16 protein-coding genes and 1 other RNA gene are annotated in these 15,987 nt (G+C 64.2%); 7 read left to right on the forward strand and 10 right to left on the reverse strand.

The window, feature by feature from the left end:
- Positions 1–4: 4 nt before the first annotated feature.
- Positions 5–2,026, reverse strand: a complete 2,022-nt coding sequence (locus ACT6SE_RS08205) for an esterase/lipase family protein (RefSeq protein ID WP_046430027.1) — start codon at positions 2,024–2,026, stop codon at positions 5–7.
- Positions 2,027–2,172: 146 nt separating this feature from the next.
- Here ACT6SE_RS08205 and ACT6SE_RS08210 point away from each other — a divergent pair, with 146 nt between their 5' ends.
- The gene (locus ACT6SE_RS08210; RefSeq protein ID WP_049420521.1) at positions 2,173–2,634 is read left to right on the forward strand and encodes a methyltransferase family protein; all 462 of its coding nucleotides are present in this window, start codon (positions 2,173–2,175) and stop codon (positions 2,632–2,634) included.
- Positions 2,635–2,648: 14 nt separating this feature from the next.
- On the opposite strand, the gene ACT6SE_RS08215 is transcribed toward ACT6SE_RS08210, so the two are convergent.
- Positions 2,649–3,134, reverse strand: a complete 486-nt coding sequence (locus ACT6SE_RS08215) for a hypothetical protein (protein ID WP_032959123.1) — start codon at positions 3,132–3,134, stop codon at positions 2,649–2,651.
- 326 nt (positions 3,135–3,460) lie between these two features.
- Here ACT6SE_RS08215 and ACT6SE_RS08220 point away from each other — a divergent pair, with 326 nt between their 5' ends.
- Entirely contained in the window at positions 3,461–4,069 is a 609-nt protein-coding gene (locus ACT6SE_RS08220) for a hypothetical protein (RefSeq protein WP_444811132.1), read from the forward strand.
- 53 nt (positions 4,070–4,122) lie between these two features.
- Here the strand turns inward: ACT6SE_RS08220 and ACT6SE_RS08225 are convergent, their stop codons facing one another.
- Both ACT6SE_RS08225 and ACT6SE_RS08230 read right to left on the reverse strand, forming a co-directional pair.
- The gene (locus ACT6SE_RS08225) at positions 4,123–5,874 is read right to left on the reverse strand and encodes a type 4 pilus major pilin (RefSeq protein ID WP_444811133.1); all 1,752 of its coding nucleotides are present in this window, start codon (positions 5,872–5,874) and stop codon (positions 4,123–4,125) included.
- On the reverse strand, positions 5,871–6,236 hold the full coding sequence (locus tag ACT6SE_RS08230; RefSeq protein WP_390328257.1) for a conjugal transfer protein TraD: 366 nt from the start codon (positions 6,234–6,236) through the stop codon (positions 5,871–5,873). Before ACT6SE_RS08230 ends, ACT6SE_RS08225 begins: the two co-directional genes overlap by 4 nt.
- Positions 6,237–6,597: 361 nt before the next feature.
- Between ACT6SE_RS08230 and ACT6SE_RS08235 the strand changes: the two genes are divergently transcribed.
- Positions 6,598–8,565 (forward strand): MobA/MobL family protein, encoded by a 1,968-nt coding sequence (locus ACT6SE_RS08235; protein ID WP_444811134.1) that lies wholly within the window; start codon positions 6,598–6,600, stop codon positions 8,563–8,565.
- A 59-nt stretch (positions 8,566–8,624) separates the two neighbouring features.
- Here the strand turns inward: ACT6SE_RS08235 and ACT6SE_RS08240 are convergent, their stop codons facing one another.
- Complete coding sequence (locus ACT6SE_RS08240; RefSeq protein WP_154583321.1) at positions 8,625–9,512, reverse strand: S1 family peptidase; 888 nt, start codon at positions 9,510–9,512, stop codon at positions 8,625–8,627.
- Positions 9,513–10,398: 886 nt separating this feature from the next.
- Here ACT6SE_RS08240 and ACT6SE_RS08245 point away from each other — a divergent pair.
- Positions 10,399–10,587 (forward strand): hypothetical protein, encoded by a 189-nt coding sequence (locus ACT6SE_RS08245; RefSeq protein WP_017156939.1) that lies wholly within the window; start codon positions 10,399–10,401, stop codon positions 10,585–10,587.
- Positions 10,588–10,968: 381 nt separating this feature from the next.
- On the opposite strand, the gene ACT6SE_RS08250 is transcribed toward ACT6SE_RS08245, so the two are convergent.
- Positions 10,969–12,543: a tyrosine-type recombinase/integrase gene (locus tag ACT6SE_RS08250; RefSeq protein WP_444811135.1), complete on the reverse strand. Its 1,575-nt coding sequence runs from the start codon at positions 12,541–12,543 to the stop codon at positions 10,969–10,971.
- A gap of 119 nt (positions 12,544–12,662) precedes the next feature.
- Positions 12,663–13,016: a transfer-messenger RNA gene (gene ssrA / locus ACT6SE_RS08255) on the reverse strand.
- Between the two features lie 220 nt (positions 13,017–13,236).
- Here ssrA and ACT6SE_RS08260 point away from each other — a divergent pair.
- Complete coding sequence (locus tag ACT6SE_RS08260; protein ID WP_014646803.1) at positions 13,237–13,809, forward strand: hypothetical protein; 573 nt, start codon at positions 13,237–13,239, stop codon at positions 13,807–13,809.
- 29 nt (positions 13,810–13,838) lie between these two features.
- Here the strand turns inward: ACT6SE_RS08260 and ACT6SE_RS08265 are convergent, their stop codons facing one another.
- Both ACT6SE_RS08265 and smpB read right to left on the reverse strand, forming a co-directional pair.
- A complete protein-coding gene (locus ACT6SE_RS08265; RefSeq protein ID WP_046430139.1) occupies positions 13,839–14,270 on the reverse strand; it encodes a GNAT family N-acetyltransferase in 432 nt (143 codons plus the stop codon).
- Positions 14,267–14,770 (reverse strand): SsrA-binding protein SmpB, encoded by a 504-nt coding sequence (gene smpB / locus ACT6SE_RS08270; protein ID WP_041863318.1) that lies wholly within the window; start codon positions 14,768–14,770, stop codon positions 14,267–14,269. Before smpB ends, ACT6SE_RS08265 begins: the two co-directional genes overlap by 4 nt.
- Positions 14,771–14,827: 57 nt before the next feature.
- On the opposite strand from smpB, the gene ACT6SE_RS08275 reads away from it, so the two are divergent.
- Both ACT6SE_RS08275 and ACT6SE_RS08280 read left to right on the forward strand, forming a co-directional pair.
- The gene (locus ACT6SE_RS08275; protein WP_032959119.1) at positions 14,828–15,253 is read left to right on the forward strand and encodes a type II toxin-antitoxin system RatA family toxin; all 426 of its coding nucleotides are present in this window, start codon (positions 14,828–14,830) and stop codon (positions 15,251–15,253) included.
- Positions 15,254–15,256: 3 nt separating this feature from the next.
- On the forward strand, positions 15,257–15,514 hold the full coding sequence (locus ACT6SE_RS08280; RefSeq protein WP_014646806.1) for an RnfH family protein: 258 nt from the start codon (positions 15,257–15,259) through the stop codon (positions 15,512–15,514).
- Positions 15,515–15,547: 33 nt separating this feature from the next.
- Here the strand turns inward: ACT6SE_RS08280 and ACT6SE_RS08285 are convergent, their stop codons facing one another.
- A complete protein-coding gene (locus tag ACT6SE_RS08285; RefSeq protein WP_046430140.1) occupies positions 15,548–15,940 on the reverse strand; it encodes an outer membrane protein assembly factor BamE in 393 nt (130 codons plus the stop codon).
- Positions 15,941–15,987: the final 47 nt, after the last annotated feature.

Below are 15,987 nucleotides of genomic sequence, written 5' to 3' on the forward strand. Positions count from 1 at the left end.
CGGCTTACTTTGCCGTACGCCCGTGTTCCTGCATGTCCTCATGCAGGATCCGCCGCAGCTCGACGATGGCCGGCGTGGCTTCCTGCACGCTGTGACCGGACACGATCACCTTCTCCGAAACGGCGTGTGGCAGGTGCGAGCTCCAGTAGGGCACCAGCCCGTCATCGGTTTTTTCCAGTGGGCCATCGGCCTTGGCGCGGGCGATGATCGAGTGGTAGTGCACCTTCGGTGACATCGGCAGGTCGGCCACGGCGCGGACGAACGGGTCGTCCTTGTCCAGGTTCTGGATGCTGTTCATCTGGTAGCCGTGCTTGCCATCGTTGCGATCGATCTGGCCGTCGTTGGCCAGCGTCGCCACGTCCTCCAGCACGGTCAGCGGCAGCCGTACCAGGCGGCCGATCCAGCGGCCGAGGCGGGTACCGGCCACGTCGGTGCCGCGATGCGGTGTGGCGATGAACACCACCCGCGATACTTCCGGTTCCGGCAGGAAGGTCAGTACCGGCGCGCCCTTGGTGCGCAGCAGCTCGCGCTGGGCGGGCGTCATCTGCGCGGTGGCCAGCAGGGTGTCGACCAGGTGGTCGCCGGAGGAAGAGACCATCAACCGCGCGATCACCCCGCCCATGCTGTGCCCGACCAGCACCATGTCATGCGAGGCCTGCGCCTTGCCGCTGGGGTCGAAGTGCTTGAGCACTTCGGCCAGCGTGTGGCGCATCGCATCGTGGCTCATCGCGATGGGCATGTTGGTCGGGTAGTAGAACTGCCAGACCTGGAAGTCCTGGCGGATCTCGTCGTCGCGCATCAGTTCGTTGGCCACGTTCACCCAGGCCTCGGGACTGCTGGCCAGCCCATGGATCATCAACAGCACGCGGCGGTTCGGGTCGTAGGGCTGCATCATGTACAGATGCGGCGCGTCGATGCCGCCCTTGCCACCAAACAACGAGCGCAGCGACTGCTGGCTGAAGTTGGAGCGCGCCAGCCACAATGCGTAGCCCGCAGTGAAGTTGGCCGCCAACGGCACCTGCTGGCCGTGCAGGGTTACTTCCGAGACCTGGTAGGGATCGTGGATCTCCAGTTCCGGCTCGTCGTCGTGCAGCACTTCCCACAGGTTCTTTCCCGAGAAGCGCAGCAGCACCGTCATCGAAGGCGAGGGCATCTCGCTCCAGCTCTGCGCGGCCGGGGTGCTTGCCTGCGCGGCGGGCGTCGCTGCCGAAGGCGGGGTGGCCGTGCTGCCAGCCGGATCGTCCATCACCGCCACCAGCTCGGCACCGAAGCCATCGCGGCGATGCACGCTGCGCAGCGTACCGGTGAACGACAGCGAGGCCGCCGGTACCAGCTCGGTGGGGGTGCGCGTGTCCAGCGGCGATGCTTCGCCTGAAGGGGCCAGCACGAAGGTCCAGCGGCCCAGCTGGAAATGGCTGGCCTGGCTGTGCACGCGCCCGGTGGCGTACGCGTTGTACAGCTGCACCGAGGCTTCCTGCACAGCCAGGTTGTAGTAGTCGCGCACCTGGGTCTGGCGGTCCTCGAAACCACGCTGATTGGCGGTGCGCTCGGTGAAGAACAGATAGGCATAGGCCTGGCGCGCGACCTGCATCCACGCATCGAGGCGCGGCTGGAAGTCGGCATCCAGTTCGGTGATCGCGGTCTTGGCGCGGCCGGATGCCGAGTACTCGCGCTTCGGTGCCGGCAGGGTCATCGCATGCTGCAGCCACAACTCGGCCAGGCTGGAGCGCTTGTCTTCCTCGCGCACCACGATGCTGCTTTCCATGGCCTCGATGCAGGGCAGGCCGGGCTTGGCACAGACGCCCTCATCGAGCCCGGCCACGCGCAGGGTCTCGGTGGTCGCCGCGCTGAGCTTGCCGGAGGTGAGGATGTCACCGCGCTTGAGCGCGATGTACTGGCCGGGCGTGACCGAGGCGACCTGCACCGACGGTCCGAACTGGCGCAGCGTCGCGCAGCCCCCCAGGGTGAGCAGCACGGTGATGATGAGGGTCGTGCGGCCGATGAAGCCCATGCCCGTGGTAGCCATACGATGCTCCTGCGCGGTGGCGTCACTCTAGCGGCCGGCCTGTCAAAGCGGAATAGACCGAACGGTCGGTTTGGGCCTGGCCGCCGTGGGCGATTCAGCCATTCCCGTGTGACACTGCGGCGAATGGAAGGGACACGGTGATCGCGATGGCCTGGCTGGAAACCCGCATTCCCCCGCCCGTGGTGATGCTGCTGTGCGCCGCTGCGGGCTTTGCAGCACGCTGGCTGTGGCCCGGTTTCCACCTTCGGGTGCCGGTGCCGGTTCTGCTCGCAGGCGTGACGGTGACGCTGGGTGTCGTGCTCAATCTGCTGCCCAAGCTGTCTTTCCAGCGCGCCGGTACCACCGTCAATCCTCTGCGACCTTCGGCGTCGAGCGCGCTGGTTACCAGCGGAATCTACCGCCGCACGCGCAATCCGATGTATCTGGGCCAGGCGTTGGTCCTGCTTGGCGCCATGGTGTACCTGCAGAACCTGATCGCGCTGCTGGTGGTGCCGCTGTTCCTGGTGTACATCACCCGGCTGCAGATCCTGCCGGAGGAGCGGGCACTGATGGCCCGCTTTCCCGAGGCGTACGCGCAATACCGTCATCGCGTGCCGCGCTGGCTGTAGCGTCGGCTACGCCATCAGCGGCTGATCTGGCACTTCACCGCAGCCGAATAACCCTCGTAGTCGTCGCCCGCGATCACGTGCAGGGTGTGGCGCTTGTCGATGCGCTTCACGTACGACGGCTCTTCGGTGTTGGCATGCTCGTTGACCTCGGTCACCGACCAGGCCTTGGCCAGGCGCTTGGAATCGACGCCGTTCAAGTACACGAAGAGGCTCTTCTCGCCTTCGGCCACGTTTACATCGGCACTGGTGACCGTGCCGCCAAACAGCGCGACCGGCTTGTCCTCCGGCTCGAAGGTGCCGCCCGGTTTCTTGGCCAGGCCGGCGGCCTGCAGCGCATCGATGGCGTCGGCCGCACTGAAGTTCGAGCCGGCCTTGCAGGCCAGCAGCGCTTCCAGCGTGGCGGTGCCGGGGGGCGCGATGGCCGGCGCCGCAGCGTGCGTGGCTGAGGCTGCGGCGAGGGTGGTGAGGAGCAGGACGAGCGTGGTTGTGGCGGTTTTCATTGCAGATCCTTCTGGCGGCAGCAGGCCGGGGCAATGCAGCGATGGAGCGAAAGCTCCATCCCGATTATGCCCCACGCTTCCCGCACGACGAGCAGGCACAAAAAAGCCGGAACCCCCTCGACGGGAGATCCGGCTTCTTGCGGCCTCGACAGGCCATACAGATGGTGGAGGTGGGCGGATCGTCCCAGCACCTCTTTCTAAGCAGTTGAACTGCAAGGAAAAGTTGCCGGGCCCGCTCCCTCAAAACGATACCTCAAACGATACCCAATCGTAGCATGCAGGCACGGTAAGGGACTCGTGGGCGGCCGTTCTCGAAAGAGGACGGCATGCTGTGGAAACTTTTGGCGGTGATGGCTTTGTTGGCCGGCGTTCCGGCCTGGGCGCAGGGCGGTTCGATTCCGCCCACCGGAACGGAGCAGGGTTGGAAGGGGCTGCACCTGGCGGAACTGGTAAGCGAGCCCGGGGAGGGCCTGAGCGATTTGATGCTGCGCATTGCCCCGGTCCTGGACCAGCACACCCGTGAAAGCGGCCACGAGGTTTGCGGCATGGTCGCCCAGTCTGCGGATGCAGAGCGGTTTGGCATCCGCTTGGGCACGACGAAAGGGGCGATGACCTGTTCCATGTCGCGGTCCAACGTGCCCGACGGCATGCACGCCCTGAACGTCTCTATCCACTCTCATCCCCACACCCGTTCAGTGCTGCCGACCGCCGCAGACGTGTCCTTCTACGCGGAAAATCCGCTGTCGTCGGGCCGAATGGTGAAGCGTGGGCGTTCTGAGCGTGTGGGCGGCGCCTACTTCTCAAGCGGCGATTATGCCGCCGGCCCGGGCTACCTGGTGGCCGAAGGTCAGTTGCTCTACCAGGAAGGCAAAGGAACCGAGCGAAACCTGGGCCGCTTTGATGTTACGCCGGCTGCGTTGGCGGAGCCCAAGTAAACCGAAATCAAGCCAGGAGAAAGTCCCGCAATGCGGGGCTTTCTTATGCCATTTCAGGGCAGAACGCGGTAGTAAAAGGCAACGCTGCCGCGTATGACGGAGCCGTTGTCAGTGGAGGCGTTGCCACGAAACTCAAACTCCACGCGCTTACCGTTGAAGCTGAGAACCTGGTTGCTAGCCGTGAATGACGTCGGGCTTCCCGGACGTGCGGTGTTGCTGCTGTTCCCACCACCTGCAACCGTGGCGGTGGCTCCGTTGTAGGTGATTTCAATGCTGCCGTTGCCGCGCACTGGTCCCCAACTGCTGGACCACTCGGAGCTCTGGCCTGCCAGATAAGTCCAACTCGTGGCTTCGGTCAACGTGCGGTTGCCCACGGTTCCGTAGGCATTGGCCACAGACAGATTGACGAATCCCGAGGTAACCACCAGCCCCTGCGTGGCGCAGTTGTTGGATGTAGTCCCCCACCCGCTGGTAGCCGTGTAGGTGCCGCTCCAGCTATCCGACGTGCTCGACACCGGCGAGCCGGTGGCGGCCGGGCACACCCAGGACGTGGTGCGCGTGCCGTTCTCGACGCGGCTGCGCTGCTGCCAGTGCTCGCCCACCTGGCCAGCCGGGCAACCGACGTTTTGGCGTTCGGCCGGCGCGTCGCGGGAGATGGCCACGGAGGTAGGCGACGGAGCCACGCACGCGGGCGCGCATGTGCTGGAAACAGTCGTCCACGGTCCATAGGTCCCCGTGGCCCAGGCCTCGTAAGGCCCGCCCACCTCGCCGCAATAGCCCTCTCGTTGCTGCCAGTGCTCGCCCACTTGGCCAGCTGGGCAACCCACGTTTTGAGATTGCGTCGGCGGCACCGTGCAGACCGGCAAAACCTTCGGCGTGCTCGGAGGTAAAACTCCCGGCGTTGGCGGCGGGGTCGTCGGTGTCGCTGGTGCTGGCGGGGCCGTAGGCACGGCCGGGGGGGGTGCTGAGGGCGTGCCAGGCGTCACCACGCCAGGCGTTCCAGGCACAGCATCGCCCACGCTGGGGGCTCCATTGACCGGGGCGACTGGCGTGGCTGGGTTGGTCGGGTTCACCGATGGCGGAGCCGTAGGCAGCGCGATGGACGACACCGCAACCGACGAGCCGGACGCCAGACCGGAGAAATACACGAAGCCCAGGCGGTCCCCGCCGTGCTGCTCGCACGCAACGGCGGCGCTGGCCGGGTCGTATTTGTTGTTCACATAGACGCTCTCGCCATTGACCTGCGCATCGGCAACGGCCGGGTCACCGGCCATCGCGGCAACCAGCTTGGCGCATGCCGCCTTGGGCACGTCGCGGGTTTCGACTAAAAACGAGTCGTTGCCGTGCTTGACGGTGTTCGGCAAGAACGACACCGAGCCGCCCCATGCATTGCGGAGGCCATCGCTGTGCCGCAGCCGCTGCGCAGCCAGGCCATCGGTTTGCACGAGCGAGGTGGACAGGCCCGAGTAGCCGCCAAGGATTCCTAGGCTGCGGTCGATGGCGTTGGCGGTTTCACTGAAATCTAGTTGAGTTTGTTTCACGTAGGCGGCCACTGAAGTGGGGCCGAACAGCAGCCAGCCGGCGGCCGCCATGGCTGACATTGCGGCCAGCACCAACAACACCTCCACCAGCGTATAGCCGCCCGGCTTCTGGCCACGCGGAGCGCTTGGCGGGGGCGTCGGGCACTCCGCCTTGCGCTTGCGACGCGCGTCGAGCAGGTCGCCCAGCGAGCCCAGGAAGTGAACGCGCAGGGCTTCGCTCTGCTGTTCAAGCAGCGGGTCCGTGGATCTCTTATCGTCGATCATGACCGGGCCGCCTCTCTTGCGGCCGCACGAGTTTCGAGGTGTTTGATGCCGCGCTCGCGAAGTGCGTCCCGCCGTTGTGGTTCGCGCTCGAGTTGGCCGGCGATGATCAAAAGGGCACCCACAATCTCTGCCTCATCCCAGCCGTCTGCACCGGCGGCGATGACCAGCCCGCCCAACCCAATCTTGCGGTGCGCATCGGCCGAGCGGAACAGTTTGGCGCGCTCCTTGGCCTTGTCGCGCGCGGCTTGGCGGGCTTGCCGCTCTTTCTCTTGCTTCTCAGCGACCAAGAGCTTTGCTTGCTCCTTCGCCGCGACTTCCAGCATCTTCGCCAGTTTTAGTTTTTGCTTTTCAATAGCTGCCACGGCACGCCTGCATTAAGTCCTGATAAACCATGCAAGCAGATTCGGCGCGGAGCGCAAGGGGGCAACGCCCATTTTCTGGCGCGAGCGAGCAGCGAGCGCCGCTTTTGACTTTGGCTAAAAAGTTGACAGTTCCGTTGTGCATGTAACTCTGATTCAGGGGGCCCGCGAGCGTAGCGAGTAGCCCCGGTTCTCTTGAGTTTGATGCGGGTGCGAAGCGCCCAAAGAAAACAACAAGAGCGCACTTAGAGTAATCCCTTCGGGATTACGTGCGGTCAGGGGCTTCGCCCCCGACACCCCGGCGCGCTTCGCACGCCAGCCCCCCATTGCTCGCCCCCCCAGGGGGCTGCGCTCGGAGACTGGATTGGCGATTTACCACCTCACTGCTAAGGCTTACTCGCGCTCGGGAGGACACTCGTCCACCGCTGGCGCTGCCTATCGTGCAGGGGTGCGGATTGAAGATGCATTGACCGGGACGGTCCACGACTACACGCGCCGCCAAGGCGTCGCGTTTTCGGCGCTCTGCCTGCCGGGCGAACAGACAGCCGACCGGGCCGAGTTTTGGAACCGGGTCGAGGCACATCACAAGCGCGGAGACGCCATCACGTGCCGCGAGGTGGAGGTGGCGCTTCCCGCCGAACTTTCGGCCGAAAAGCGTCAGGAACTGGCGCATGGCTTTGCCCGTCATTTGGCCGAGCGCTACGGCGTGGCCGCTGACGTGGCCATCCACGAGCCGAGCAAGGGCGGGGACGGGCGCAACCACCACGCGCACATTTTGCTCAGCGCGTGCAGCGTCAACCCAGACGGAAGCTTGGGGAAAAAGGCTGTGGCATTGGACCCGATTGCGTGCAAGCGAGCCAAGCAACCCACACTGGCCGAAAGGGAACGCGAGTTCTGGGCCACGGCCGTCAACCGCATGCTGGCCAGCGAAGGCATGGCTGCACGCGTGGACCATCGTTCGTTGTTGAGCCAGCAGGCCGCGGCCGTCCAAAACGATGATTTCGCCAAGGCGGCCCAGTTGGACCGCCCGGCCACCAAGCACGAAGGCAAAGCGGTCACCCAAGCCCGCCGCCGTGGCGAACGGTTGCCGCGCGCCAAGCGAAACGATCGGGTCCGCCAAGCGGCCGACAGCCGCGTCACCGCCCATGCCGAGCGCTTCGAGGCATTGAAAGCCCAAGCCGCCGCCGAGGGGCGCTTGGCCCATGTGGACGAGCAAGCCCTGCACGCGCAAGCGCTTTTGGAACGTCGCAAAGAATCGGCGGTGCGCTTGCGCGCTGCTGCCCAGCCATCCCCCACCGAGGCCCCACGCCATGACCGAACTACCACCACTCCCCAGCGCCGACGCGCCCCCGCTCTCACGCGAGATAGCGTTGATGCTCTCCGAGTCCGAAAACCCGGAGTTGGCAACGAGCGCATGCCTGCGCTGCGCCCACTCCACAACCTTAACCCTAGGTTGGCCGGTGGCGGACGACCAGCCGCCGAGAGGGCCGGATTTAGTCGTGTTTTGCGGACAGATGCACCGCGACATCACGACCCTCGTCCGGCGGTGCTCCGGATTCCAGTCCAACTCCTGACGCCCAAGCCAGGGGCCGCCGTCCAGGCGCGTGCACAGCGTCCCGCTGCGCACAGAGCCGGGGCATCCATGCCCCGGCCGGCCGCTGGCGCGGCTGGTCAGCAGGGCAAGGGGGCGGCAGGCATCGAGCGCGCTTCACGCAAACACACTCAGAACAGGCAGGCGGAAATCATGGCCGGAGACCAGGCGGTAAAAAATCTAGAAGAGATGATTGAACAGATGTTCAAAGTGGCGCGTCGGGCCCTTCAGTCCACGAATGCCACCCCTGAGCAGCGCTCTGTCTCTCGCACGCTCCTCCAACGGCGTGACGACTTGGCCGAAAAGCGCCAGGCGCATGCGGACGCCAAACAAGCCAGGGAGGACGCCAGGCTGGCCCGCCGCAGGGCGGTGGCTGACGCCAACACGTTCCCAGTGCCGATGGATCTCCGCTCCACGTTGCTGCGCAAGATGGGACGGCCTACCGCAATAGACCGGGCCGCACAGGCGGTGCAAGAACAGAAGCAGCAGGCCCGGCTGCAAGAGCAGCACGCCCGCGCGTTGCGCGAACAGACTAAAGAAGCCACAGACAAGGCCGGTGTGGCGTTTGAGTTGGCAACCTCGGACTTTCTGACGCAGTTCCCGCACCAGTTCCCGCCCGCCAAACCCACTGCCGAGCTCGCACCGACGCACGACCTGCTCCCATTGCCGCCGAACTCAAAGCAGGTCCCCCGGTTACCCGAGCCCGTCAGTTCGCTCCGCCGTCCGTCGCGGACGCCCTGAGTAGGGCGTCGCGCTGCTCTGGAGTCAGCTAGGCAAGCACCTGCAAGGCTTCGGCCATCCTAAAGTTGAATCGCCTTAGGGAAAACTTTCTCAGCTAACGACGCCTCTTTACCTATGGATACGATGTCACTAATGGCGCTTGCGTGAACAACATTGCCTAGATTCATCATAGATTGGACTACCGGCACAATGGTCGTGGAGGTCGGGATATTTCTTTGGATGAGCTTGCCTTCGCTAGTGTAAAGCGGCCCTGAAGCCAAGATGCCTAGCAGCTGCGCCCTAGTTCCCGGCGTGTATGCGTTATCTTTTGTTCTATACATCAAATCTTCAAACAAAAAAACCGGAGATCCGCTCGAGCCAGGGAAGCAAGCGGCATCAATAACGAACTCGGGCTTTCCATTCCACTTCAAGAACGGATGGGAGGCGGTGCTTCCTCGCCTTGCTAACGGGCGATTATTTTTCTCATCCCATAGTCCGTTCGGATAACCAACCATCATCACCGGCTCAATCGGTCTGATGTTTTTTATTTCGTCATCCGGGACTAGAAATCTGGCATTTAGAAATGTATTCCTAAGCTGGTATCCGGTCGAATGGATTTCCTCCATAATGTCGCCAATAAAGAAGGCGCAAAGGTCAACGTTGGGGTCGGGGTGCGGTAGCATCCGTTCCTGACAGCCAGGGATGAAAAAAACTCGGTGGATGTCTCCTGGCGCAACGACCATCTCGCTGATGTCCGTGCTTGGCTGACGAACAGTCAGCGTCATTTTTATCTCATTGCAGTTGGCGACAACATGCTTATTCGTAACGACCATCGGAAACGTTGCGACTCCCTCAGGGACATTGAACTCACCCACATAGAAGAATCCCGTTCCTACAGACGCTGATACGCCCGCGTTGCCGCATAGAAGGCGAACCGTGGAGAGTGAAATCAGAGTTGCTGGGTTCATTCACTACCTCTAGAGATGAAAAATACGCCCCCGGCTTGACAAATGCCGGGGGCGTCTTAGTTTGGATTCACGGCCCCCGAGTTTGACCGACTCGGAGGCGAGCAAAGTAGGAATCAGCTACGCATGCCCAGGCGGTGCCCCTTGAGGCCACTCTAACAAGCCCGGACAGACCCGCAAGCCCCCCCCCCCCTCCTTTCCTCGCCCCCGAATCTGCCCAGCCCGAAGGCCGTTGGTAGCCGTAACTCGTTGTCGGTGGAAAGACCGGCTGCGCACAAGGAGAACTGGGAGCCCGCAAGGGCTTGGGTTGACCCCACCAGGGTGCGCAGGCTTTGAAGCAGGGGGACCGGGCGCTGTATGGCCTGCAACCTGCGCCAACCAGGTAGTTCAAGCGTCGCAGAGGCGTGGGGAGTGCTCAATCTGGCCCCACTCGTGTGCCCTGTCGCGGTCCGACTATCAGCGGTTTGTGGCCCATGGATGGCAGCTAGGATGATATTTTCCAGCGACGGCTGGGGAACGGGCAAGCCCACAGGAGAGACGCCACATAGTGGTGACGGAACCCTGAGCCGGCGCGGTTGGACCGCGTGAATCCGTCGTAGCGGTGTAGTCCTTCTATCACCGCGCCCGACTGTCGGGCCGTCCCTTGGGGCGGTAACCAACGGGGGCCAAGTCACCCCGACCGCTTCGCGCGGAGGTCCTAGGGGAGACTTTGCCCTTCATCGTCGGGGGGAGCCGGAGGCGACCCCCAAGATGAAGGGCAAAGCAGGGGAGCTCAGCGAAGCTTTAAGGGGAAGAAGGGCAGGCCCGTGCAGGCTTTTCCAGTTCCAGAAAAGCACATCGGCGCGCGTCGGCCCCTTGCGCATCCAGCGAGATGCGCTAAAAACTGTCGATGGACAGTGCCACCCGCCGAGCCGCCGCCAAAGCGGCAGACAAACTTCTGAAAGCCGCTGGTTACGACACGCGGGGCAAGAACCTGCGCAAGACCATGAAGAAGAAACGCAAAGCGGCCCACGTTGCCCGGCAAGGGAAAAAGACGGGGAAAATGCGGGGTGCTTTGGCCCGCAAGTCCATGGCTTGACGCCTACTCATGTGCATGCCGTCGCTGGGACGGTATTCCTGGCAGTTTGACTGGCGTCGGGGTATTGTTCGCCTACACCCTGCTAGGAGGCATACCGTGGGCGAATGGTCGGACTATTTTGACGATTTTCCGGAGGAGAACCCAGCGAACTGGGTTAACGGACGTTTTGACCCTGCGGGGGCCCGGCGCGAGCATCACAGGGCCGAAGCGCTTACGCAGGCGCAAGCAGACTTGAACAGCACCATTCGAAGGATGATTGACGAGGGCAACCGGCGCGCCAGCGAAAAGGACGCTAAACCGTAGTCAATGGCTAGCCGGGGTAAGAGGGCGGATGCACTTTTCTTGGTCTTCTCTTGACGCGCCGACACCCAAAGCCCCCGCTCACTCGGGGGCTTTGCTTTTCTTGGCTTGGCGCGTCTTGGCGGCTTTCTCCCTGCGGCGCTCGATGTGGGCCACCTGCTTAAAGGCCCGGTCAAACTGACCTGGCACATAGGTCGGCAGCGGCACGGGTGGGCCGTATTCGTTCAGCGCCGCAAAGCGCTTGGGGATGGTGCCGGGGTTCACGTAATGCTTGAGGCCGCTGGGCAAGGTCAAGTCATGCCCCGTGATTTCCTGGGTCACTTGGATGGCCGCCCCGAGTTCGTTGACCAGCGTGTTCGCTACGTTGTGGCGGAAGCAGTGGAAGGACTTCAGGCGACCGGTGAGGCCGCGCTTGATGGCGTAGGCGCGGAACTGGTCGCCCATCGTGTCCCCGTAGCCGCCGGCTTCCGAATGCTGGAGGTGCGGGAACAGGCGGTCAAACCCGGCCCGCTTCACGTCCTCGACGAACTCTAGGAATCCCGCCTGCAGCACGTTGTCCGACAACGGGACAAAGCGCGAGGAATGCGCGTTCTTCAGGCGCTGGTCCGGGCGCAGGGCACGGATATGGATGCCCCAATGGCCGCCCACCTCTGCAACGTCGTCCACATAGAGCTGGGCCACCTCGTTGACGCGCGCACCCGTGGCGACGCCCAGGATGGAGCCGAACCAGCGGTGCGGGTATTTGCTCGCCCACGGCGGGAATGCCTCGGCATCGAAGAGCGCGGCCAGCTCTTCCGGCGTGAAAGGTTCGCGGGTCGGTGCGTCGGTCTTCGACTTGGAGCGATTCATGATGGCCTTGTGCGGGGCTTTGGGGATAAGGGCCTCGTCGGCCTGGGCGTTGAAGAAAGCGGCCAGGTGGTCGCGGCGCTTCTCCTGGGTGCGTTCCAGCAGGGTCGGGTGGCCGCCTCTTTTGGCCTTCGCCAACACTTCCTTGGGCGTCAGGCCACGAAACACGGCTTTCTTGCTTGCGTTGGCCGGGTAGACCGCCAGCGCATCCAGGAACGCGCGCACGTCCGTGGCCGTGACTTCTTCAATCGGCTTGTCATCGCCCAGGGCCAGGAAGAGGCGAAGCGTGTATTCGGTGTCCATGACGTTGCGCACGGCCCGTTGAGCGCGTTGCATGTCGCTGAGGTAGACGTCAATGCGCTCGGACAGCAGCGGCCCGGCGGGAGGCGCAGGTGGCGCCAGGGGCCGCGGGGGTTCCCAGCCGTGCATGCCCGCCATGAGCGGGTCCTTTGCTGCGAGAGCGTTCAAGTCCTGCACGGTCTGCCGGAACAGCCGGCGGTCCTCGGCCGTGTTGATTTCCACGCCGCCGAGCGTCAGCCCGTTGGGCAGCCGCACCTGCTGGATGGTCAGGTCGTTGTGCCCGTTCTCGCGCACCCTGCGCAAGATGTCCTTGATGTCGTCGTTCACCATCGCCCCTGTTCGAATGGCTCGGAAAGACTCCGATAGTGCCACCGCCATGCGTGCAGCGACCAGCCTGGCGGTATCGCCTCGGCCGGGCAGGGCACGAACAAGGAAGCGGCAACCCAGCACCGGGCGTAAATCCACGGGCACCAGAAAGCGGGCGTAAAGCCCGCTGGCGCGCTTCAACAAGAAGGGTTTGGGCAAAACGATACCTCAAACGATACCTGAAAGGGGTATCGTTTGAGGCGCGTTTTCTACCAAAAAGCCTTGAAAAATCAACACACTTAGCGTAAATTTCAAGGCGAGAATGGTGGAGGTGGGCGGAATTGAACCGCCGTCCGAAGGCACTCCATCCCCAGCACTACATGCTTAGCTCACCGTTGGATCTCGTCCCCGAACAGCACGGTGCGCAAAGCGCATCCGGGAACCAGCCTGTTGTGTTCTAGTGCCGGACTGACAGGCAGCCATCCAGCGCGATTCCATGATAGTGACTCTACACCGCGAGCATGGACACAAGCGGTTTCGAGGCTTAGGCCTTAAGCGGCCAGAGCGTAGTTGTCGTCGTTGGCAACTAGAGTTTTGCAGCTGGATTTACGAGGAAAGCTACCCCCTCGGCATGCGCCAGGCAACTTCACAACCCCCGTCGAAACCAATGCACCCCCGGTTTCTTCAAGTTCTGCAAGGTACAAGGCCTGTTTCGTGTCGCCACGGCCAGTGCCTGCCCAACGCTGCCAATGCTACGCCAAAACAGCTGAACAGTCACCGTGGCAATCCACAACATGTTGTAGAGCCAGCGGCATAGCGGATTGGTAACGTCATTGGCACGAATTTGCGACACACTGGCGGCGACCATCCGGGCCAGGACAGACACGGAGACTGTGGGTGACCGATGCAAGCCAACAACGCAGCCTGCGGCAGCTGATCGGGCCGGTCGGTGCCGACTACCAGCGGCGCGCCCTGCCGCCCGGCTGGGTCTGGGCGGTGCTGGCGGTGTTGCTTGCGGCCACCGCACTGACCGAGCTGCCGGCGACTGCGGCCGCGGCATTGGTGGCCAGTGCGGTGGTTGTGCACTGGTCGCAGCGCGGTCGCATCCATTGGCTGGGCTGGCGCCTGCCGGGCCTGGCCGTGTTGGCGGCCCTGCTGTGGGGGCCGGAAGTGCTGTCGCAATGGTTCGAGCACGGGCTGGCCGTGGTCCTGATGTCGCTGGCCAGCCTCAGCATCGGCGTGCATGTATGGCAGGCGCGACAGATGGCGCGGCAGCTCCAGGGCGCGGCCGATTCGCTGGATGACGCCCAGCTGCTGGCCCTGCTGCCGGCCGACGCGGCCCAGCTGGCGCAGCGGTGGCGCGCCGGCGATGACCGGCATGCGCCGGAACTGGCAGTGGTGATGCACCTGGCCGTGATGCACGCGGCGCTGGCACCGCGCATGCGCGGGCAGGGCGTGCTGGCAGGGTGATCGGTCGGCGGCTTCTACAGCCGCCGTGGTCAGGAGCCTGGCAACGCCTTGCGCAGGTAGATCCGCTCGTGCCCGGGCGGGCAATCGGGCAGCCGCCCATAGACGGTGTAGCCCTGCCGCAGGTAGAAAGCTTCGGCCTGCCAGTCGAAGGTATCCAGCATCACGTTGCGGGCGCCAAGCTGGCGCGCGGCGGCTTCTGCTTCCGCCAGCAGGCGCTGGCCGATGCCTTGCCCGCGCAGTTCCGGGTCCACCCACAGCACATGTACCTGCAGCCAGCCGGCACAGACGTCGGCCAGCACACCACCGCGCAGGGCGCCGTGCTCGTCATGCCAGGCCAGGCGGACTGGAGTCTCATCGAGTGAATCGCCGCCGTGGGCCTGGTTGAAGGCCAGCAGGCGCGCGCACAACGTGCGCGTTTCATCGGCGCTGGCAGTCACCATGGCGCCGATGGGGGCGGTCATGCGTCGCGGTTGCCGCGACGCATCACACGCTGCTTCTCGATCGCCCAGTCGCGGTCCTTGGCGGCATCGCGCTTGTCGTGGGTCTGCTTGCCCTTGGCCAGCGCGACTTCGAGCTTGATCTTGTTCTTGCTCCAGTACATCGCAGTGGGCACGATCGTGTAGCCATCGCGCTCGACCTTGCCGACCAGCTTGTCGATCTCGCTCCGGTGCAGCAGCAGCTTGCGCTCGCGCCGGTCATTGGCCACCACGTGGGTGGAGGCCTGGATCAACGGGGTGATCTGCGCGCCGATCAGGAAGATCTCGCCGTGCTTCACATAGGCGTAGGCGTCGATGATGTTGCCGCGGCCCGCACGGATCGACTTCACCTCCCAGCCCTGCAGGGCCAGGCCGGCTTCGAAGCGCTCTTCGATGTGGTACTCGTGGCGGGCACGCTTGTTCAGCGCGATGGTCTTGGTGGCCGTCGCGCTCTTTGCTTTATCCTTGCCGCTGTTCTTGCTCATTTCCGTATTGTCTCCGATTCGGGCCCGCCCGGTCGATTGCCGAAACGTCCTGTATTCATGCCTACTATCCGCCGCAGCGCCCTGGTCGAACATTCGGCCGCGCGCATGTTCGACCTGGTCAACGACGTCCAGGCCTATCCGCGCCGTTTCCGCTGGTGCTCGGCTGCCCAGATCCTGGAGCAGGGCGAGGACCGCCTGGTGGCGCGCCTGGACCTGGGCCTGGGCTCGTTCAGTACCTGGTTCCAGACTGAAAACACCCTGCAGCGCCCGCACAGCATCGACATGCAGCTGCGCGATGGCCCGTTCAAGCAGCTGCACGGCCGCTGGGAATTCCATGCGCTGGCCGAGGATGCGTGCAAGGTCACCCTGACCCTGGAGTTCGAACCCAGCTCGCGCCTGCTCGGTCCGGCCCTGGCGATCGGCTTCCAGGGACTGGCCGATCGCATGGTCAATGATTTCGTCCGCGTCGCCGACGAGGGCTGAGCGATGATCGAGGTCGAGGTGGTGCTGGCCTGGCCGGAGCGCGTGCTGTCGCGCCACCTGCAGCTGGAAGAGGGAGCGACCGTGGCCGACGCCATCGCCGCCGCTGCGCTGGAAGGTAGTGCCGACTGTCCGGCCGCCGCGGTGCATGGCGTGCTGGCCCGTCCACAGCAGGCGCTGCTGGACGGGGACCGCATCGAGCTGCTGCGCCCGCTGCTGGCCGACCCCAAGGACAACCGCCGGCGTCGCGCGCTCGGCGGTTGATCCCGGCAACCCGTCCCTGCGGACGGGCAGGCCTCAGCGGCCCTTCTTCTTCTTGTCCTTCGGCAGGTTGCGGCCGAACTGGCGCACCGTCTGCTGGGCCAGGGCCTTGTCGTTGTCCGGGAAGTAGTCGCCTTCCCAGCGGGTAACGGCGTCATTCTCGAAGAACACCACGAAGTTCTTCACTTCGGTGCGGCCGAGGCGGTTCACGCGCTGGCTGGAGGTATAGTCCCAGCGCTGGGCGTGGAACGGGTCGGGGATGGACGGGGTGCCCAGCAGCGCGGTGACCTGCTGCTTGCTCTGCCCGACCTGCAGCTTGGCCACGGCATCTTCCCGGATCAGGTTGCCCTGATAGATGGGTTGCTTGTAGATGATGCCGCACCCGGTGGTGGACAGGGCGACGGCGGCGACCAACAGGAGATTGCGCATCGGGACTGGCGGTTGGGGAAATCAAACCGATGATACACTCCCGGCGT

It is taken from the genome of Stenotrophomonas sp. LC732, assembly GCF_052446685.1.
Taxonomy (GTDB): Bacteria; Pseudomonadota; Gammaproteobacteria; order Xanthomonadales; family Xanthomonadaceae; genus Stenotrophomonas; species Stenotrophomonas muris.